Below are 21,300 nucleotides of genomic sequence, written 5' to 3' on the forward strand. Positions count from 1 at the left end.
AAGCTATCGTAACAAACGCTATATTCTGCATTATATTTCAAATTTTCCGCCATCCAAATTTGATCGCCTATCGTCGTATATTTGTAAACTTGTCCGTCGCGGTCATCGATAAATGTGCCTCGCCCACTTTCCGGGCAAACATCTCCTGCAGAAAATCCAGAGCTTGAATCCGAACAGGCAAAGAACAAAACAGAAATAAAACTAAATGCAAGAATTTCAAAAAACTTTTTCATCATCACTCCTTGATGCAGCGAATAGACATTTTGTTAGATCCATTATGAACCAAAGAAAATGTTCGTCCAGATAAAATGCCTGCTTTTATTGATACTGTTGAATCGGAATAAATATTTGGAGTTGAACTACAAAAAAATGCACTTTCCCCAACCCCTTGAATTTTAAAATGTTTATTCGAAAAACCGGCTGGCAGAACACTAAAACCACACGAATCTCCAGCATAATACATCGAATACTCCCAAAATAAATTTGATCGTAATCTTAATCCATATTCAGATTCAAATTTTCCATCAACCAACCTAGTATTTTCTCCGCCAATCGTATTCATCAGTGTCAGCCAATCTTCTTCAGAAGGCACACGCCACCCCGCTGGACAAACAGTTGCCACTAAATTTGAATCAAGATTGCCAAAATCTTCTTCATTTTCAATTAGCGCATACAACCTTCCAAAAATTTCGCAATAATTTTCGACATTATCAGCGCAATAACTATGCGGCGAATCGTAATTCAAATTTTCTGCCATCCAAATTTGATTGCCAATCGTCGTATATTTGTAAACTTGCCCGTCACGCTCATCGATAAATGTGCCGCGTAAATTTTCCGGGCAAATGCTCGCCGCATCAAAATCGCTAGCACTACTGCTATTTTCGGAGCATGCGATCGCACAAAGGCAAATCGCCAACAGTCCAAACCTCAAAATAAATTGCATAAAGTTTCCTTAGTGAAAAAGTTCCCAGGTTAAAATTTCTGTTCCTTTGCGTAAGACCAAATACGATCCCGGAAATTCCCGATTATTTACAGAAACAGAATGTTCTCCCGCATTCCAAAATCCGTAATACAAAGTTTCGAGAGGAATTCCTACTGCGTTGACTAATTCTAACGTATAAGTCGCGGGTTCTGCAATTTTGACAATCACCTCTTTACCCATACGGTGCAACAAATCTGCTTTTTTATTTTCCGATGATTTCGGCGCAGAGAATTGCGGCTGCGGAGCAAAACCAAATAAAATATTTCCTTGCAAATCTAAAGCCACAATTGAATCGGCAACGTTCCAATCTTGCGTCAACGCAGCGTGAGAAGGATCATTATTCGCATTCCAATTTCCTTGCCAATTTTCATAATGCAAAGCAAATTGAACGCCATTTCCAAAATCCGATTTTTCTTTCGGATTTAAAATTTCATTTTCATAGATAAAGGAAACATAATACAAATCACCGCCAGCATACACAACACTTTGTTTTGCAAAAGGATTATTATAAACATCAATAATCGCATTCAATGTATCGCGATAATAATAGCGAGTTTCAAAACCTTGAATTGCTGCAGACCCAATATTTTCAACAAGCATCGTGATATTGCTAGATTGATTTAAATCATTTGATACATCTTTTGCAAGAACTCGAACCGATTTCTTTGATTCTTTGGCAACGCCATCTTCATCAAAACAGGCGAATTCATTTAAAGCATGTCCCATTTCATCTAGCAACAAAACTCCAGTTGCATCGCCATTTTCATTTTTCAATGAACTTGGATCATCATCAGTATTCCATGGGAAATAATAATCGTTTCGATGCAATCCCATTTTAGGTCCTTCGCCAAAATACGGAGAACCATAAGCGGGAATATTTTCATTGAATGTCAATTCCGCATAATAAACACTGCCCGCATCAGAAGAAATCGTCATCGGTAAATTCGGATAAAAACTTACCGCTTGCACATCTTCGCCTTCTCCGCGATAATAATAGCGCAACCGCGTCCCTGCAAAAATTTCATTCGTCAAATTTTTGATTTTTACTTTTGGGCGCGCCCAAGTTTTATCTTCAGGATTTTCAAAATCCATCTCGACTTGAACTTTCGGCGTTTCTGTTTTCCAATCGCCAGCGCCATAATCCACATTTTCAGGAGAAATTTCTTTTTCGGAATTGACTAATGCAATGCCTGCAATGCTTAAATTTCCCAACGGACGAATTTCAATTTGCGTTTCTGTATTCGAAAGTCCAAGCGTTAGACCTTCGACTTTTTGGCTTTCAAAAAGTCCAGTTGAATGCATTGTATAAGTTCCTCGAATACCACCATTGACGAAAATTTCAACCTTTGATTCCTCGCCGACGAAATTTCGCAAAAGTAAATATAAGTTATAATTCCCTGTTTTAGGATAAACATTCCATGTAAAAAATCCTAAACCTGACGAATTTTTCTGCCGCACAAATCGCCGTCCCGGCGCAGCGCACGATTGATCAATCGTCAAATCGTTCAATTTTAAATCCGCAGCACGCGCTGTATAAATTTCATCGCGCTCTAAATTCAAAATGCCTTCATACAAATTCCGAATTTGCTCCGCATTCAACGCTGCCGTGTAAAAGCGCAAATCTTTGATTTGACCGACCGCAGCAATTTTCGGCGAACGATTTCCCAAAATAAATTTTCCATTTCCGCTATAAATAAATTCTTTGGCAAAGGATAAACTTTGTACAAATTCACCATTTTTATAGAGCGAAACTTTTTTCCGATTCATCACAAACACAAAATGTTCAAACGCTTTCGGATTTCGGGCAGCATTAAAATATTTTCGTTCGCTGCCGTTTTCTACAAAATATTTTTTCTCGGGATTCAGTCCAATTCCAAAGGCATTTTCACCATTCTTTCCAACAATCGAATATTCTTGTTTTTTAGAATTGTAACCCGCCTTAAAATTCATTTCAAGAGAAAATTCATGAATCGAATCGGCGCGAGAAATTTTCGCAGTCATCGTTTCATCCGTCGGCGCATACAGATAAAGGCTCGAGCCAAAAAGCCAACGCTTAGAAATTTTTGACAAATCAAAATTTTTTCCCGATTCTAAAATTTCAAAACCGGTTTCTCCCGCGCCTTCGGAAAGCGGCCACCAATACGCAAGCGACATCGGATACGGATAAAGTTTCGGCGTTTCAATTTCTGTTTTCACAAAATTATGGCCGTAATCTTCGGCAAGAATTTTGATGACCGCTTTGCAGCCGATGCATTTATTTAACGATTTTCTATCGAGAACGAAATCTTCGGCTAAAATTTTTTCATCAGAAACAACACGACTTTCAATTAGATTTCCGGCGAAGTAAAAATTATAAGTGACTTTCGCAATGCCGCTTTCCTTTTCGTTTAGCGAAATATCTGTTTGAATTAAACGGTCGTTTCCGCTTTCTAAAACTTCGTATTCCACATTTTCAAATTGCGGCGCAATCGAATCAATTCGAATATACGGACCCATTTTTTGAATCGAAGAATTGTCTTCGCCGTAGAATAAAATTTGAGAGCGGTAAATTTCTGCGGACTCTGAAATATCGGAGTTACGCATTTTCCATGCAATTGGATTTGCAGAAACTTCTTGATGCTCCGCCACTAAATTGTTAGAAGCATAAAGTTGCAGCAAGTAATTACTTTTTCCGCGACAAGGATAAGGCAATTCAAGATAACCATTTGAAGTTCCCGCCCAAATGGTGTCCAAATTAAAATCATTGCAAACTAAATTTTCAACTTTTGCAGAATCGGAATTTTTCAATTTTACATTCTTGAACAAACTCGAATCCATCGCAAAGAAAGTGGAAAAAGTTTTCGTCTTCGCCACAATTTTTACAAATGCCCAATTTTCATTTTCACTGGAGGCATTTCCTTGTTCATCCAAGTAGCCCGCGATTTGCGTTTCTAGCGGAATGATTTTTTTCGTTTCAAAATTCGGTTTATAAATTTTTAAATTCTGCGGATTTTGCTTTTGTTTTTCCAGAGAAATTCTATCGATTTGAAATTCGACTTGCGGCCAATTCTTTTCATCGTCACCGAAATCATGCGACGGCAACACTTCTAAAATCGGGCCTGTTATTTCTAAATTTTCAAAAGCGTTAAAATTATAATCGCTAAGTCCAATCGTTCGAACAGTCACATCTGTCGGATTTTCCCAAGCATTTTTCGAAAAATGAATGGACAAATTGCGATACATCGAATGAACAATCGTATCGTTTTCATTCACCAATTTTCCAACATGCAAATCAAATTTTCTGAAATAAGTTTGATTACTTTTGGAGCCGTAAGTCAAGAAAAACGAAGTATTTCCTTGCAAACGATTCATTTCCAATTGATACAAAATCGGAAGCGAATCTTTCGGCTGCTTTTCTTGAACGCCTTTCGTTATCGGATACAGCGCACCATCTTTGCTATAATACAATTCCCAATTTTGATTTTCACCGGGCACGCGTCCGCGAATCGTTGCGATTTCTTCGATCCGAGAATTTAACGGAATTTGATTTTTTGAAATTTCAAAAACTTTTTTTATTGAATCATATTTGGATTTTAAATAGGGATGAATTGTACGCGAATCCGAGCGTAAAAACAAAGAATCATCGGAAACTTTTAATTGTTTAAACCATAAACTCGAATAAATTGAATCTTTCAAATTTTGTTTCGCTACATTTTCCAAAGGAACATTTTGCGCAAAACTTTTGTCTTTTATTTTTTTATCCAGCGAATAAATGTAACGCCAAACCACGCTAGAATCAACGCCGACATTGGTAATTTTCCAAGTGGAATTATCCGTTTCAATTTTCCAATCCGAAGAATCCGCTTTGACAAGTTTTAAATTTCCGGATGCATGAATCGCATCATTTGGAGAATGATCCAATTGGAAGGTGCGCAAATTTTGAAACGGAACTTGCCAAAGTTTTTCACGCGTTTGATAATGATTCGGTTTTAGCGTATACGAAAATGTTGAATCGGCAAAATTTTTCTGCGGTAAATTTTGCAAATTCCAAATTGCCGAAGAATTAGCGAGCGACGAATCCGTTACCGGATTTCGCATAAGTTGCACTTGACAAAAAACGCTAGTGCATAAATTCAACCAAAGCGAATCATTCCAATCATTCAAACCGAAATGTACGCGTGAAAGAAAATTCGGATAATAGCGCACTGTTGAAAATTTTTCTGTTTGCGGAAGAATAATAGAATCCAACGATTTCGTATACGGATACGGCACACGGAAACTAGAATCCTGCTGAATTGCCGAACTCGGATTTAAAATCGGCGCCACGTCGAAAAGAATATTCAGCGGAGAAATTCCCAAAGCAACAGAAGTTGAAACTTGCGAATCTTGAATATTAGAAATTACACTTCCATAAGCGTGGAAATTTGAATCGCGCACAGTTACCGCATACGAATTTTCCGTGTTGAAAAATTTCACATCAAAATTTGACTGAATATATTTTCCACTTAATTCATCGGCAAAGAGAAGCGGATTCGTTTCCGTCTTTCGCATTTTCAAACGAGCCGCTTCCACTGCGGTCAAATCTTCGCCCTTGGAATCGTACTTCCACGAAATGCCATCAAAGAAATTGGGAGAATTTTGGTCGGATTCAAAATAGCCTTCATTTCCAAAAAGCGTTTTATTCGTCGGATCAAATCGCACAAACCGATTTGCCAAATTATTGTAACCCCACTTCGGATTCCAATATTCCTGTTTTACTTGTAAATGGAGTTTGACTTTGATATCACCTGCAGCTTTATATTGATGGCAACTAAAATGTTTAGCCTTAAACGATGTTCCAAACTGTTTTTTCTTTAATGGAACTGCGCGTATTTCAAGCATATTATAATGCGGATTCTCTAATTTTAATGAATCTTCCTTTTCTTCTTTGGGCGTTTTAGATCCACAAATAGAAGTTTCTACTTGCTTATCATTAACAGAACAAACTTGTTTTGCTGAATAAATTGGAAAAAATACCGCCATCGAATCTTGATAATTAAAAAAGCCACGATCATGCCAATATACTACTTGCCCCCCAAAATTATTAAACCAATAGTAAAGTTTTTTATGTTCATCATAAATATTACTATTTAAAATATTTGTTAATTGATAATCATCACTCTCATTTTTCAATTCCTCGTTTGCATATCCCCAAAATATATCATTGTCTAATTTCTGTCTGAGTATTTTATAAACATCTCTCGGGAAAATTTTAACTTCCATCACAGAAGTATAAGGTTCTGATGATTCCTTATAGCCAACAATGTTTAAATCAGCATCTAAATTGATTTCAAAAATTCCACTTATGCTAGAATTTTCATTCAATGTTAATGTATCAATTTTAATTCGATAAGGATAACTTTTATTTTTTAAAAAACACATTCGATCACCATTATCATTCCCTCCTCGTAAATAAAAATCATACCCCTGCGATGCCAACAGCACAGCTACAGTCACCGGAAATTCGCTTCGATGCCGATGAATGCCTACGCTGTAGCGGTACTTTTTATAAACCGCAGGATATTGATAGCCATTTTTCAAATCCCACTTGTAATGAAAAGTTCTTTCTTTTTCAGCTAAAAATTTTGAAGTTACGTTGGTGCGTAATTCATAATCTAAATTTCCTTCGAAACGATTATCACCATTTTTATCGATGTAAGATTCATCGATAAATAATGCAGCCGGAAATTCCGAATTCACATCGCCTTCATCCCAATTTGCGCCCGGCGCTTCGACTAATCCGCCGGCAAATTTCACATTAAACGCATATTCTTTTTCATCTAAAATTTTTCCGTTAACATCCTTGGCAGTGATTTTCAAATAATGCATTCCCATTTCTGTTTCTGCAAAATGATTATCCGTTTCGCCGTTCCAAGTTAATTTATATGCACTTCGAGATGTTCCCGCCGCAAGATATTTATTTTGAAGAAGAGTTTTAATTTTTTCTTTTTTGGCATTTAAAATTTCTGCGTTAATAAAACTTGAACGTCCGACAATTCCAAATTCATAACCAAGTCTTGCAAGTTGCATTTGCAAACTCGTCGAATCCACAAAGCCAATGTACACGGTGCCCGTATCGTTCATATCGCTTACAATTTTTGTCGCTGCCGCATTCATGAGCCACGAAATTGTATCGCTAAATAAATTTCCGGGATTCGATTTGGAATAAGCTAAAATTTTCAAACGAGACTGATTTCCATTCGGGTAAAGTCCCGTTTGCGTGAGTCCATGAAACGGGATTTTAATTTGATATTCCGACGGATGAATATAAAGAACTCCGCCAAAAACTTTCAATTCTTCGGAAGAAAATTTTCCCGAATAAATTTTATCTTGCGCATTTTCAACACTTGATAAATCAATTACGAAAGATTCATTCGTTTGAATTTGAATAAACAAACTATCTTGCAAATTAAATTTTGAAATGCGATTATACGCAGGAATTTCTGTCGAGTTAATTTTTATCGCCGGCACATTTACGCTATCATTGATTTCGTTTGGCTTTGCATTCAAAAATTTCACATTTTGATTCAAATATTTAATCGATAAATTCGCATCCAATCGCCCATTCGACGCGGAATCAAAAATTCCTTGAGCGTTTCCTTTCCAAAGTAAATTCCACACATCATTTGAATCTTGCCAAACCGTCAAGCCTTCATTTTCAAAATTTGGTTTTGTGCAGAAAGGCGATACAAAAACAGGATTAAAATATTCACTCTTCGCGGGCACAAAAACAGAATCATTCAAGACTTCAAGTTTTGCGTTAAGCACCCAATTTGTCGTATCCAATTCATCTTTTTTGAATTCAAATTTTACGGTATCTAAGTCGCCGACAATTTGATTTTTCGGAATTGAATACGCAATTCGTGGAACTTGCAACTTCGGTAAATTTTCAGAATAAATCACCAAACTTTTTTCCGTTGAAACCCACTCACAAGAATCTTTGCAAGCTCGCGTCGAAAGCCTTAAAATATATTCGCCATCGTTGAAATTTTCTGCATTCCAAATCGCTAAATCTTGCTTTTTTACATCAACAGTTGACTTTAAATAATCAATTTTATTCTGCGTGAAAATGGAATCTTTTGCTGCGCGATATTCAATTTTAAATTCGGCAAAATTATCGTTTGCATGCAATTCGGGATTTGGTGCAATTCCCGAAATCAAAATTTTCCCCGAATAATAATTTTGAATCGAATCATTCGGATAAGTAATTTCGGGATAACGTTTCCCAATCGAAATGAGCGTATGATTTTTTTCAAAATTTCCTGCTTGGTCCAAGCATCCAAAATGAATGTTGTAAAGTCCGTTTTTCCAATTTGATTTTAAATTCTGTGGAACTTCCACCGTAAAATAATTTTCTTTTGCATTTGCTTTTTTCGCAAAAATCCATTGTGAAAATTTTTCATCCTTTTCACTTTGCATGTAACATTGCAAATCGGATTGATTGATTTCTAAATCACGGCTTTGATTGAGTTTTACAGTCAATAAATTCAATTGACTTGCGCTATCAAAGACAATATCATTGGCGAAAATACTTTCAATATCCGGTGATGTTCTATCAACTTTTAAATTTTCGAAAATTTGATTTTCAAAAATATTTCCGGCGTCATCGATAATTTGCACATTGACATTATACAAACCGTCTTCTAATCGATTCGCCATCGGTTCTTCAAAAGTAAAATCTAACGAATTATTTTTCAGCGTTGCGAAATTCAAATACGATTTTTTCTTTTGCTGCAATGCATCTTCAAAAATTAAATTCACTTGTAAATCAGCGGAATCCATAACAGTCAATTTTTTCTGAATCTGAAACGCAATTTTCAAAGTATCGTCATCGTTCAAAATATTTTCATTCCTCTTCAACGATGGCTTATTTTGCAAAAATTCATTTTTCGCAAATTTCAGTTTCAAAGAATTCTTTGCAATCGTCGGAATTTCATTATCAATAAGCACAAATGATTCAACCATTGTGCCGTTAATGCCTTCGATAAAATTTCCATTTTGATTGACGACGAAATTCCAAACGTCTTCAGAAAATCTTAAGCTGTCTAATTTCTTTCCGATTTCAAAATTCGGCTTTGTATAATCAAACGCTTGCGCTAAAATTTTTACTTTGCCCGAAAATTTATTTTTCATCGGAAATTTAAAGTCATAATACTCTTCTGCTTTGTGCGAAGTTTTTAAAAGCGTTACCGTATCTTGATTTGAAATCGCAAGCACGCGCAACGCCCGAATTGAACGATTCGAAAGAGTATCCAGCGATTTGACAAATCCAATCGGTTGCGTTTCACGACCATTCAACAAATTTTTCGTCAACTCCATTTTAAAATGTGGCGCCGTTTTATCCACAGTAATAAAACTCTTATAAGAATTTTTCTGCGGCTTTACATTTTCACTCAGCGTATTTTTCGTACAATAAATCCATTCGATGAAATATTCGCCTTCGGACAAATTCAGCGATTTTAAATTCGCACTCAATGCATAAATATTTTCATTTTTCTTTTCCACATTTAATTTGACGCTATCAATGAAAATCAAAGTTGAATCCAATCGCGAAATTTTTGCGTACGCAGAATTTGCAACTATCGGATAATCTAAATTATTCAGTGTCCCCGAAATTTCTTCTAAACTCGAAATGACATCAAACGATTTGGGAAATTTTTCTTCAAACAAAATATCCGTTACCTGAAAATAAAAACTCAATTTTTGACTTCCGACAAATCCCAATTTATTCATCATCGAAACATACAAAACATTCACGTCATCTTCTTCTAGCGCAGAAAGCGTCACCTTATCATTCTTTTTTAATTTTCGATTGACTTTATCTAAAACATCTTGATTCAAAGAAATTTTAAATTGTCCATTTTTTAGAATCGGGCTTGTGCTTAATGTATCCACCGCTTGATAATCATACGAAACGCCGTAATGCAAAATCCATTTTCCATTCGTCATGCGCTGAAATGCAATCTGAATTTTCGTGTTAAAATCTAAACGAATCCACCACAAACTATCCGTTTCTAAATCATCAATTTGAAAATGAAATTCTTGAATAAAATCCGTTACCGCAATCGCATCGACATTTGAAAATTTCACTCGCTTATAAATGCGAGAATTTTGCTTTTCAAATTCCACTTTTTGAATCGGAATTTTTCCATTTTCAATTTGTTTTTCGCTTGATTTTTTTTCAAAATTTTCTTTTGAAATTTTCAAATGAATCGCAGAAGAATCGAGATTTTGATTTTCCTTTTTTAAAAGAAGAGGAATGATGGAATCATTTTGAATTTCGCTCACGATTGAAATTTTCGGTTCATAAAACAAAAAATTTTCTAAGTCGCTATAATAAACGGTGATTTTATTTTTGCTATCAAAACTTGAAACTTCTACTTTATTTGAATCCTTAAAAGATTCGTTCACTGCCATGTACTTTGTATTTTTTAAAACCTCAGCTTTTTTAAGAACAGATTTTGTTCTGCTCGCATTTTCAGTGAGCATCGCGATGTTAACGCCAAATTCTGCAGCTTGACAAATCGCCTTATATTGTCTCCCCAAAAAATTTAGAGCATTGCAAGCTGCTTTTAATCCCACATCCACTTTTTTGCGAGTACTTTCCAATTTTCCAATATCCGAAATTAAATTTTGATATTCTTTTAAATTTTCATATTCTTTATATTTTTCCGCAATATCATTCAGCGGATAACCAAAGCGCGGTGCGTTTTGAAAGACCGCTACATTTTTTGCCATCGCGCTATAATTGGGAACATCGAACGAACCTTCGTCAAAAAAATTCACCGCATAATTCGATAAATTTTGCGCCGTTAAATTCATTCCACTTTTTAAATTTCCTGCGGCGTTTTTGATTTCGTCAAATTGATTCACATATTCTAAAATGCTCGAATACAATTCCGATTTAAATCCATCGGGAATAATTTTTTCGATGAACGATAAAATCTTCAAAATATTTTGCGGAATTTTTCCGCTATCAAATTCCAATTCTCGAATTGCATTTAATGCATCCACATATTGATTGAATTCGCCTAATTTCAACTCACTTAATTTATCTGAAATTTGATTTTTCAATTCATCGGCTATTTTTCCTTTTGCTAAAATTTCTTGCGCCGATTTTTTTGCATTCGAAATTAACTCACTTTCATTGGGCAAACCTTTAAAAATTTGCTGCAAAGAATCGGCCAAAATCGCTTCTAATTTTTCTTGCGGAATATGATTTTTACTTTGATCAAAATAATCCGCTAAAGTCCTACGGCCATTTCCAATTGTCGGCATTCCATACGAATAAATCAAATTGTAATTCGGCTGCAAAAATGAATTTTGAATTTCTCTCGAATTTAAAAGCTGTGTGCTGCCCAAATAATTTTCCACCGGAATATTTTTCGCTTTTGCATTTTCGATTAACGTCTTATATTTCAAATCGTTCAAATCCGCATCTTGTGCCAAGTACCACAAAGATTGATTCGATTCATTGAAATGGGAAAATACTTCTGGATTTTTCAAAAATTTTTCGGCAGAATCATCCAATTTTAACGCGGCATAATTCACCGCTTTCGATGCAAGCGTCAACATAAATTCTTGAAATAAGCTGCTTTTATCTAACAAATATCCCGTTAGCGCAACCGACATCAGCGACGCGACATCGCCTGCATTTTTCTTTTGCTTAATCGCATTCAAATTTTGATTGAACAACGCTTGATCTGCAAAACCCGTGCCTTCGTGCGGCGTGTTGAAAAATAAAACTTGAACAAATTCACCTTGATAATTTTTACTTTGAATGTATTCTCGAACAGCTAAACCGCTTGCGCCTTCAACAACTAAAATAAATTGCAGCGGAACCATTTCGGGATTTTGCGATTTTAATTTTTCAAAATTTGATTTTGAATTTTTCTTTTTCCAATTTTTCAGTTCTACATTTTCTGAATTTTCAAACCAATTTTTTTGCGCTAAATCTAAAATTGAATTTTCCGCTTTCGAAAATTCCTGTGCAAATTCAATCGGCGATATTTCTCTTAAATCATAACTTGTGCAATAAACGGAACCTTTTTCCCGCGCAATTTTTTCTTCTACATAATTTTTTAAGGAAGAATTCCAACAAGTTTTTGCGTTTGATGTTTCTGTGTTTAATAAAATGTAAATCGCAGAATTATTTGATGCCATCGCATTCGCCGTGCAAATAGACGCGCAGACGAAAACCAAGCTCCAAAAGAGCTTTCTTCCATAACCCAAACTGTTTTTCATTTTTAGTTCTCCAAATTCCTCAGTTGTTGATTGTGAATTTTTATTTGATAACAAAGTGAGCCGCGGCTAATTCCCAGCCGTGCTGCCGCCTTTGTTTTGTTGTTTCCGCATTGCAAAAGTGTTTCTTGAATACTTTTCCAAGCGGGAGTTTTTACGCTGCGATATAATGACGCAGACAATTCCTGCACATGAATATTTTGTAATGAACGAAAATCCCACGGTTCACTCGACAAAATATCGTCCAAAGTTTCGCCCAAATTTTGCAAAAGCTGAAATCGTTCTAATACATTTTTCAGTTGCCGCACATTTCCGGGCCACGGAAATTGACACAAACTTTTTAATTCACTTTCTGTTAAATTTCGCGAAGACAATTCCCGCCAAATTTCTACTGCGATTGTGCGCAATTCATCGATCCGTTCACGCAGCGGGAGCAATCGAATTGGGAACACATTTAATCGGAAGAATAAATCCTCGCGGAATTTCCCTGCACACACCGCTGCTTGTAAATTGCGATGCGTTGCACAAATCAATCGAAAGTCCACCGGAATACTTTGCTGCGAACCGACCGGCGTCACCGAGCGTTCTTGTAAAATGCGCAGTAAACGCGTTTGAATTTCGAGAGGAAGTTCACCGATTTCATCGAGAAAAAGTGTGCCGTGATCTGCCGCGCGGACAAATCCTTGCTGATTAGAAACCGCTCCTGTAAAAGCGCCTCGGCACGAGCCTTCAAAAAGACTTTCCACAAGTCCGGGGCTAATTGCGCCACAATTTACCGCGACAAATGCGCCTTGCGCACGATCGCTCATCGCATGCAATCGCCTCGCCATCACTTCCTTTCCTGTCCCCGATTCTCCACAAAGAAGAACCGGAATGGAAGACCGCGCTGCGATCTCTAAAAGTTTTTTGGAATCCGCCATTTTTCTCCTTTTTCAGGTTCATTTTCAAAAAACGCGTATCTATTACTATAGACGCTTTAATCAGTCAAAATGTTTCAATTGTTTTCTATTTTTTACAAAAAAACGTTTTTTTTACAAAAGGAACATCTCCATGGCAGATCGCATCGTTTGCAAATTCGGCGGAAGCTCTGTTGCAGAAGCCGGTCAGTTTCAAAAAGTAAAAGCAATTGTCGAAGCCGACAAGCGCCGCAAAGTCGTCGTCGTTTCCGCTCCGGGAAAACGTAACCCGAAAGAAACAAAGCTTACCGATCTTCTTTATACGACCTACGATCTCGCTTCCAAAAATTTGGATTTTTCTGTTCCTTGGAAAATGATTTGCGATCGCTACTTGGATATTGCAAAAGATTTGAATTTGGAAACGAAAATTGGCGATGACCTCGCTGTTCTCGAATCGAAATTGAAAAATGAATGCGATAAAATTACCATCGACTTTCTCGTTTCGCGCGGAGAATTTTTATGCGCCCGCTTGATGGCAGAATATCTCGGAGCAAAATTCGTCGATTCGTATGATCTCATCGCCTTTGACGAACGTTATCGCATTACGCCGAAAAGTTATGAAACCATCGCTGAAATTCTTTCCGATGAAGAGCAACTTTTCGTCGTTCCGGGATTTTATGGCGAAGGCCCGCACAAACAAGTGAAAACTTTCTCGCGCGGCGGTTCGGATATTTCGGGCGCCGTTTTGGCAAACGGCATCAATGCGATTACCTACGAAAACTGGACCGATGTTTCGGGCATGCTCATGACGGATCCGCGAATCGTAGAAAATCCAAAGCCGATCAGCTATGTGAGTTACCGCGAAATTCGCGAACTTTCGTATTCGGGAGCAAGCGTTCTCCACGATGAATCGATTGCACCGTGCCGCGCTAAAAATATTCCGATTAACATTCGCAACACAAATCGTCCCGAAGATGCGGGAACAATTATCGGGCCAACTCCCGAAAAAACAGATTTCCCGATTACAGGAATTGCGGGACGTAAAGGCTTCTCGATGATTTACATTGAGAAGAGCATGATGAATAAAGAAGTCGGCTTCGGTCGCCGCGTTCTCGCCATTCTCGAAGGCGAAGGACTTTCTTACGAACTCAGCCCGAGCGGCATTGACTCGATGTCTATCGTCGTCGATTCCAAAAGTTTAGATGCTGTAAAGGATGCTGTTCTCGAAGATATTCTTTTGCAAATGCATCCCGACCGCGTGAAAGTTTTCCCGGGAATCAGTCTCGTTGCAACAGTCGGCCACGGTATGACAAACCAGATTGGAATTGCTGCAAAGCTTTTCTCTGCACTTGCCGAAAAAGACATCAACATTCGCATTATCGATCAGGGTTCTTCGCAAATTAACATTCTCGTCGGCGTGGACGATGCGAATATGGAAAATGCAATTCGTGCAATTTACAGCGCATTCGTGAAGTAATTATGTTTGATCATTATTACACCGACGAAATGGATGCGGTGAACGCAAAATTTGAGGCGCAAAAAATTGCGTTTGCGCCTCTTTCGTTCCAAGCGGCAAAAGCGCTTCGGAATTTAGGCATTTTGGAACTTGTGAGCAAATCCCGCAAAAAAGGTATCACCGTCAAAGAAATTGCAGATAAATTAAATTTATCCGAATACGGCGTTTCTGTTTTGATGGAAATGGGACTTGGCATGTCGATTTTTAAACTCAAAGAATCGACAACGGAAGATCTCATTTACACGCTTTCGAAAGTGGGATTTTTCTTACTCGCAGACGATATGACGCGCGTCAATATGGATTTTTCAGAAGACGTTTGCTACCAAGGCGCAGACGATTTAGAAAAATCAATTCGCACAGGAAAGCCCGAAGGCTTAAAACATTTTGGTAATTGGACGACCGTTTACGAAGGACTTTCGCAAACGAGCGATCAGTTCAAAAAAAGTTGGTTTGGATTTGATCATTTTTATTCGGATTTAGCGTTTCCAGAAGCGCTTCCGATTGTATTTGAAAAACCGGTGAAACGCCTTTTTGATATCGGCGGCAATACGGCGAAATGGGCAATTCAATGTTGCAAATTTAAAAGCGATGTTCAAGTTTCGATTATTGATTTGCCAGGGCAAACTGCAGTCGCCAAAGAAAATGCAAAAAAGGCGGGATTTGAAAATCGCATCGACACGATTTCGTGCAATGTATTAGATTCTGAAACGAAATTTCCAGAAGGCGCAAATGCCGTTTGGATGAGTCAATTTTTAGATTGTTTTTCGCTTCATCAAATCACAAAAATTTTGACGAAAATTTATCCGGCGGTAAATTCTGAAACGGATATTTATGTGCTTGAACCGATTTGGGATAAGCAACGTTTTGAAGCGGCTTCGTATTCGCTGCAAGCGACTTCGCTTTATTTTACTTGCATCGCAAACGGCAATAGCAAAATGTATCGCTATAAAGAATTGAAAGATGCCGTGGAAGCCGGCGGATTTCATTTAGAAGAAGCGCATCACAATTTAGGAATCAACAGTTATTCGCTTTTGCGTTTTCGTAAAAAATGAATTTATACGTCAAAAAATTTTCGGCGTGGACATCGGAAGACTTGCCTAAACTTCCCTACGTTTCAATGCTTTTTAGAAGGCGCTTAAGCGCGATTACTAAAATGGTCGTTGAAACGGTGCACGCCGTTTCCGAAAATTTAGAACCGGTTCATGTGACGTTTGCTTCTGAATTTGGAGAAATTGTAAGACAGCATAAAATTTCTGAAGGCATTTTAGAAACAAGCGAAGTGATGCCTGCGCAATTTAGTTTATCTGTTTTTAATGCGCCCGTTTCGGCAGCATCCATTGTCGAAAAAAATATGCAAGGTTACAGCGCCATTTTTGGTGGCATTTATTCTTTTGAAAATGGTTTGAAAGAAGCGTGCGCGCCTTTAATTTCTGGTCGCGAAACAGAACGCATGTTTGTTTTTGCTGATGAACGCATTCCAGAAGATTATCAAAAAATTGCGCCTTATCCCAATCCGATTTGCGCACTTGCATTACGCATTTCGACTCAAAAAGAAAATTCCATTTGCGAATTAGATTTCTCTAAATTGCCCGAATTTTCAACCGCCGCAGAACAAGCTCTTTACTTTTTAAACCATCGATTGCCCAAGTGAATTTAACGCAAAGAATCATTTATATTTGGCGTTTAATTGCTAAAGTTTTTGTGTACGCCATTTACGGGATTTGCAGTTCCCTTTATATGATTTTATTCCCCGTTATTTTTACTTTGTCTGGATTTTCAAAAAAAAGATTTCGAAATATTGCGCGCACAATCAATTTTTATTTTTTCCAATTTTTTGTTTTCTTGATGAAATTGCTCGGCATTTTAACTGTCAATATCAAAAATAAAAATCGTTTAAAAGAAATTCACAGTTGCGTTGTTGTTGCAAATCATCCGTCTTTTTTAGATGTCTTAATTTTATTTTCGTTAATTCCCAAAGCAAATTGCATTGTAAAAGGAACTCTTTCCAAAACGCCTTTTGTAAATGCGATTGTGAATTTATTTTTTATCCCGAATACGCTTCCGTTTGAAACGCAATTACAAGATGCAAAAATCGGAATGGACGCTGGCGAAACTCTAATTATTTTCCCAGAAGGAACGCGCACAATTCCCAAAGAACCTTTGCATTTTAAAAAAGGCGCTGCACGATTTGCTTTATTTGCGGACAAAAATATTCAACCTATTTATATCGGCGGAAACGAAAAAATCGGCATTCGAAAGCACGATAAATTTTTCAGCTTTCATCCGACAAGTCGCTATCATTACAACCTTGAAATTTTAGACCCCATCACACTTGAAAAATTTAAAGCACACCCCGAACCTTCTGCAATTTCACTTTTAACAAATGAAATGCAAAAAATTCTAGAAGCGTGCCGCGAAAATGATTCAGAATTAAAATCCGATTTTTCAATTTAAATGCGCTTAAAAATAAGCGACGTATTGATTCCTCCGAACGCAAAATTATTGCTCATAAAATATTCAATATCCATTTCGCGCCCTGTGCCTGTGATGTAATCTAATTCACCACATTCGGGATCCACATTTTTAAGATTCAAATTCGGACTGAACCATTTTTTGTTCATCATCTGAATACTTTCCCAAGCTTCAATTGCGCCGCAAGCGCCCAGCGTGTGTCCCACATAACTTTTTAAACTGCTGATGGGAACTGCGCGCCCTTTAAAAGCGCCGTATGTCGCTTGCGTTTCTGCGATGTCGCCGAATTTGGTTGCTGTTCCGTGTCCATTGACATAACCGATAGCATCAGGCGAAATTCCTGCATTTTTAATAGCCAATTCCAAAGCGATTTGCATCGTTTCTTTTTTCGGCTGCGTCAAATGATTGCCATCGGTATTGGTTCCAAAGCCGACGACTTCTGCATAAATTTTTGCGCCGCGCGCTTTTGCGTGTTCATATTCTTCTAAAATTAAAGAGCCTGCGCCTTCACCGATTACAAGGCCATCGCGGTCTCGGTCATAAGAGGCGGGAGTAATTTCGGGAGTGTCATTTTTTACGCTCGTTGCAAATAAAATATCAAAGACCGCAGAACCTGTCGGATTCAATTCTTCGGCACCGCCTGCAATCATCACATCTTGCATTCCTTGCATGATATTTTCGTAGGCATAGCCAATCGATAAACTTCCGGCAGTGCACGCGGTATTCGTTGTAATCAAACGTCCCGTCAGTCCAAGCAAAACGCTAATGTTTACTGCGCACGTTTGTGGCATGCAGCGAATGTAACTCGTAGCCGTAATTTTTGTCGAATCATTAAACATAATCATCGACATAAATTCTTTAATGGCTTCGAAATTTCCCATCGATGAGCCATACGCTACGCCGATGCGTCCTGCTTTTAATTCGGGATCATTCAAATCGTATCCCGCACAAGTTAACGCACGTTCTGCTGAAGCTACAGCCATATGAGCAACGCGTCCCATTCCGCGCATTTTTTTACGAGGAAATTCGGGCAAGTCAAACAAAATCGGAGCAGCAAGGCGCGTGTTAATTTGTTTGTAACAATCCCATTCCGGCATGCACTTAACGCAATTTTTAAATTCATGCAAGCGATTAAAAATCACTTCATCGTCCATTCCCAAAGGGGAAATGCTCGATCCACCTGTTACAACAACGCGACGCATTAAGCTAATCCTCCGTTTACAGAAATGACTTGGCGAGTAATGTAAGCTGCACCATCTGAAAGCAAGAATAAAACGGTTGCAGCAACTTCTTCAGGTTTTCCGACACGTTTCATCGGAATCGAAGGTAAAATCATATCGAGTGGAGCATCCTTAATCATTTCCGTTTCGATTAAGCCTGGAGCGACACTGTTTACCGTAATATTTCTTGAAGCCAGTTCGACCGCAAGCGCTTTACTTGCAGCAATTAAGCCGCCTTTGCTTGCGCTATAATTGACTTGTCCGCGATTTCCAATAATGCCCGAAACCGAAGCAATCGTTATAATGCGCCCTTTGCGTTTTCTGCACATCGGCATCACAATCGGTTGCAACACATTGTAAAATCCGTTTAAATTCACATCGATGACTTTATCCCAATAATCTTCTGTCATCGCAGGGAATGCGGTATCTTTGCAAATTCCCGAAGACAAAACGACTCCGTAATAAGCGCCATTTTCAGAAATATCTTTTTCTAAAACTTCTCTGCAATTTTTCCGATCCGTCAAATTAAATTGCATCAACTGAATTTTATCGCTGAAAGTTTCTGCGAGCTCTTTTAATTTTTCTGCGTGACTATTGTAATGCGCCACAACGGAATAGCCCGCTTCTAAAACAGCTTTCGTAATCGCAAAGCCAATGCCTCCGCTTGCACCCGTTACTAAAATGCGTTTTTCGTTTTCCATTTTATACTCCTAAAACTTGTTTCGGATCATCGACTTCAATCGTGTTCATCGTTGCCGTTGCGATGAGTTTATCGTTTACAAAAGCGCGCCCTTCAAAAGTGACCGCTTTATCCATACGAACCAACTGCTTTACCCAAAGCCGAACCGTTTCGCCATTACGAAAAACATTTTCATACGCTTGAAAATTGGTGACGCTTAAAATGAATCCCATTTTCGGCGGAAGATTCATTTTTTTACAAACGATTCCGATTAAAACAGAAACGCTCTGCGCCATATATTCAAAAGCAATCCAAACCGGAACGCCGTCGTAAATATCTTCGTAAAACATGCTTTTTTCATTTACATCAACTTCGGTTTCGGCGATAAAATTTTCCACATCGTATGACACCACACGCGAAAGCAAATGCATTTTTCCTTTGTGCGGAACAAGCTCCGAAACTTTTTCATGCGTATCAAATTCAGTCATCATTTTTCCCCAAAATAAGCGACACATTGCAGCCGCCAAAACCAAATGAATTGCTCATGCAAATATTTAAACGCGCAGAAGTTTCACCTTTTTTCACCAAATGAATTTGAGGAATTTCTAAATCGCGCTCGCCATCAAAATGATGCACCGGCAAAAAATGTTCCGCATTTTTTTTGTCTAAAGTTAAACAACAAAATGCAGCTTCTAATGCGCCCGAAGCTCCAAGCGTGTGCCCCGTTAATCCTTTCGTTGAACTACACGGAACATCGCAACCAAAAACGCGATTCACCGCGACACTTTCCATCGCATCGTTTAACTTTGTTCCGGTGCCGTGTAAATTGATGTAATCGATTTCCGTAGATTTGATTTTCGCATCGTCTAAAGCTTTTTGAATTGCTAATACAGCGCCTTCGCCATCGGCTCTTGGAGCGGTGACATGATCGGCATCTGCACTTTCACCAATTCCTAAAATTTCAAATTTTGCATTTTCTTTCTTTTTTGAAATTAAAAAGAATGCGGCGCCGTCGCCAATCGTTAAACCCGAACGATTTTTGCTAAATGGATTTGCCGGATTCATCGAAACCGCTTCTAAAGAATCGAAGCCGAGCACAACGGTTTCGGTTTCAATATCCACTCCGCCGACAATTGCCGCGTCGCAAAATCCCGCTTCAATCCAATTTCGCGCCGAAGCAAACGCCGATGCACTCGAAGCACACGCTGATGAATGTGTAAAAATCGGGCCTTTGATTTGAAATCTATCCGCAATAAATTCTGCGGCGAAATCCGCCTGTTGCATTTTCAAGCGATAATTTTTCGGATAATTATTTGTTTCTTTAAATTCTTGCAAAGCGCTGAGCGATGCTTCGGAACCGTTATCGCTTGAGCCCACAAAAATTCCAATGCGTTCGTTTCCAAATTCTTGAACGGCTTTTTCAATGGATTTTTCCATTTGCAAAAGTACGGATTCGCTTAAACGATTGACGTGATTTTCGTAAAATGAATTTTTCACATGCGGTAAATTTTCAAGCGCAATCGGAGCGACATAACGCAATTTTTCGCCATATTTTTTTTGAACAAATTTTGGCGGAAGTTTATTTTTTAACGCATTCCAAATCGTTTCTTTTTCAAATCCCAAAGCGCACGCAAGCGCAAAATCTTGAATGTACAACATTATTCTTTTCCTCGTTCGATTTGGTATTCGTATTTGCGAATGAGATTTTCAAAGCGAATTTGATTTTTTGATTTTTCCATTTTCATGAGAAGCGTATCATTCTCAGAAAGTGTGCGCACGAAAACATCTTCGTTTTTCAATTCTTTAAATTCCAATCCAACTTTTTTAAAATGCTTTTCCAAAACATTTTTCGGATAATACACAAATTGAATGTCCGCGATTATATATTCGGGTTTTACTTTTTTTGCATCCATCCATTTGCTTGTAAAAATCAACGAATCTTTTGTGTAAACTAAATTGGCGATTTCGTTTCCCATCGAACTAAAAATCATTAAATGGATGAGCGAATCATTTAATTGCATCCACGACATTCCTGTGATTTTTTTTTCACCATAATGCCCTTGCATCTGTTGATTTTCTTCGAGAGAATTTTCAAAAAATTCTGGCGAAATGAGTTCTCCCGATTTGGAATTGGAATAATACACCACTGCATTTTCTTTTAAACTTTTCGAAGACGATGCGCACGCGCTAAGCATCCAAACAGTAGCGGCTAAAACGAAAAGCATGCAGCGTGAAAAATTTCGCATCAAGTTAATTATAGAAATTTAATTTAAATT

The 21,300-nt window shown here is 37.9% G+C and carries 13 protein-coding genes; 4 read left to right on the forward strand and 9 right to left on the reverse strand.

Translation table 11 applies throughout. The annotated features are described in order from the left end of the window. The 4 genes from B0H50_RS13270 to B0H50_RS03560 form a co-directional block, all read right to left on the reverse strand. Window positions 1-233: FISUMP domain-containing protein (locus tag B0H50_RS13270; protein ID WP_269843923.1), on the reverse strand; the 233-nt coding region annotated here is incomplete at its 3' end. A 2-nt stretch (window positions 234-235) separates the two neighbouring features. Beyond that, window positions 236-943: an FISUMP domain-containing protein gene (locus B0H50_RS03550; protein ID WP_106197872.1), complete on the reverse strand. Its 708-nt coding sequence runs from the start codon at window positions 941-943 to the stop codon at window positions 236-238. 9 nt (window positions 944-952) lie between these two features. Continuing rightward, window positions 953-12,244, reverse strand: coding sequence for a LamG-like jellyroll fold domain-containing protein (locus tag B0H50_RS03555; protein ID WP_109587257.1), 11,292 nt, complete (start codon window positions 12,242-12,244; stop codon window positions 953-955). A gap of 2 nt (window positions 12,245-12,246) precedes the next feature. Then, complete coding sequence (locus B0H50_RS03560; RefSeq protein WP_106197874.1) at window positions 12,247-13,161, reverse strand: sigma 54-interacting transcriptional regulator; 915 nt, start codon at window positions 13,159-13,161, stop codon at window positions 12,247-12,249. 130 nt (window positions 13,162-13,291) lie between these two features. Here B0H50_RS03560 and B0H50_RS03565 point away from each other — a divergent pair, with 130 nt between their 5' ends. The 4 genes from B0H50_RS03565 to B0H50_RS03580 all read left to right on the forward strand — a co-directional run bounded on the left by B0H50_RS03565 (window position 13,292) and on the right by B0H50_RS03580 (window position 17,107). Continuing rightward, complete coding sequence (locus tag B0H50_RS03565) at window positions 13,292-14,614, forward strand: aspartate kinase (RefSeq protein WP_106197875.1); 1,323 nt, start codon at window positions 13,292-13,294, stop codon at window positions 14,612-14,614. A gap of 2 nt (window positions 14,615-14,616) precedes the next feature. Then, entirely contained in the window at window positions 14,617-15,705 is a 1,089-nt protein-coding gene (locus B0H50_RS03570) for a methyltransferase (RefSeq protein WP_109587258.1), read from the forward strand. Further along, on the forward strand, window positions 15,702-16,304 hold the full coding sequence (locus B0H50_RS03575; protein ID WP_106197877.1) for a beta-ketoacyl synthase chain length factor: 603 nt from the start codon (window positions 15,702-15,704) through the stop codon (window positions 16,302-16,304). The genes B0H50_RS03570 and B0H50_RS03575 overlap by 4 nt, the downstream gene beginning before the upstream one ends. Before the next feature lie 194 nt (window positions 16,305-16,498). Beyond that, the gene (locus B0H50_RS03580; protein ID WP_233244494.1) at window positions 16,499-17,107 is read left to right on the forward strand and encodes a lysophospholipid acyltransferase family protein; all 609 of its coding nucleotides are present in this window, start codon (window positions 16,499-16,501) and stop codon (window positions 17,105-17,107) included. Here B0H50_RS03580 and B0H50_RS03585 read toward each other — a convergent pair. From B0H50_RS03585 to B0H50_RS03605, 5 genes are read right to left on the reverse strand one after another with little or no spacing between them, the layout of a single operon-like run. Beyond that, window positions 17,104-18,327: a beta-ketoacyl-ACP synthase gene (locus B0H50_RS03585; RefSeq protein WP_106197878.1), complete on the reverse strand. Its 1,224-nt coding sequence runs from the start codon at window positions 18,325-18,327 to the stop codon at window positions 17,104-17,106. The two genes, B0H50_RS03580 and B0H50_RS03585, sit on opposite strands and share 4 nt — an antisense overlap. After that, window positions 18,327-19,046 carry a 3-oxoacyl-ACP reductase FabG gene (gene fabG / locus B0H50_RS03590; protein WP_106197879.1) on the reverse strand — a complete coding sequence of 240 codons (720 nt, stop codon included), beginning with the start codon at window positions 19,044-19,046 and terminating at the stop codon, window positions 18,327-18,329. Before fabG ends, B0H50_RS03585 begins: the two co-directional genes overlap by 1 nt. 1 nt (window position 19,047) lies before the next feature. Continuing rightward, entirely contained in the window at window positions 19,048-19,515 is a 468-nt protein-coding gene (locus B0H50_RS03595; protein ID WP_233244491.1) for an ApeP family dehydratase, read from the reverse strand. Next, complete coding sequence (locus B0H50_RS03600; RefSeq protein WP_106197880.1) at window positions 19,505-20,683, reverse strand: beta-ketoacyl-ACP synthase; 1,179 nt, start codon at window positions 20,681-20,683, stop codon at window positions 19,505-19,507. Before B0H50_RS03600 ends, B0H50_RS03595 begins: the two co-directional genes overlap by 11 nt. After that, a complete protein-coding gene (locus tag B0H50_RS03605; protein WP_158275875.1) occupies window positions 20,683-21,249 on the reverse strand; it encodes a DUF3261 domain-containing protein in 567 nt (188 codons plus the stop codon). Before B0H50_RS03605 ends, B0H50_RS03600 begins: the two co-directional genes overlap by 1 nt. Window positions 21,250-21,300: the final 51 nt, after the last annotated feature.

The sequence above is a fragment of the Hallerella porci genome (genome assembly GCF_003148885.1).
In the GTDB taxonomy this organism is placed as follows: Bacteria; Fibrobacterota; Fibrobacteria; order Fibrobacterales; family Fibrobacteraceae; genus Hallerella; species Hallerella porci.

Excerpts from the sequence above, each read along its gene's own strand:
- B0H50_RS03550 (WP_106197872.1), bottom strand. The coding sequence starts at position 943 with ATGCAATTTATTTTGAGGTTTGGACTGTTGGCGATTTGCCTTTGTGCG.
- B0H50_RS03555 (WP_109587257.1), bottom strand. The coding sequence starts at position 12,244 with ATGAAAAACAGTTTGGGTTATGGAAGAAAGCTCTTTTGGAGCTTGGTT.
- B0H50_RS03560 (WP_106197874.1), bottom strand. The coding sequence starts at position 13,161 with ATGGCGGATTCCAAAAAACTTTTAGAGATCGCAGCGCGGTCTTCCATT.
- B0H50_RS03565 (WP_106197875.1), top strand. The coding sequence starts at position 13,292 with ATGGCAGATCGCATCGTTTGCAAATTCGGCGGAAGCTCTGTTGCAGAA.
- B0H50_RS03570 (WP_109587258.1), top strand. The coding sequence starts at position 14,617 with ATGTTTGATCATTATTACACCGACGAAATGGATGCGGTGAACGCAAAA.
- B0H50_RS03575 (WP_106197877.1), top strand. The coding sequence starts at position 15,702 with ATGAATTTATACGTCAAAAAATTTTCGGCGTGGACATCGGAAGACTTG.
- B0H50_RS03580 (WP_233244494.1), top strand. The coding sequence starts at position 16,499 with ATGAAATTGCTCGGCATTTTAACTGTCAATATCAAAAATAAAAATCGT.
- B0H50_RS03585 (WP_106197878.1), bottom strand. The coding sequence starts at position 18,327 with ATGCGTCGCGTTGTTGTAACAGGTGGATCGAGCATTTCCCCTTTGGGA.
- fabG (WP_106197879.1), bottom strand. The coding sequence starts at position 19,046 with ATGGAAAACGAAAAACGCATTTTAGTAACGGGTGCAAGCGGAGGCATT.
- B0H50_RS03595 (WP_233244491.1), bottom strand. The coding sequence starts at position 19,515 with ATGATGACTGAATTTGATACGCATGAAAAAGTTTCGGAGCTTGTTCCG.
- B0H50_RS03600 (WP_106197880.1), bottom strand. The coding sequence starts at position 20,683 with ATGTTGTACATTCAAGATTTTGCGCTTGCGTGCGCTTTGGGATTTGAA.
- B0H50_RS03605 (WP_158275875.1), bottom strand. The coding sequence starts at position 21,249 with ATGCTTTTCGTTTTAGCCGCTACTGTTTGGATGCTTAGCGCGTGCGCA.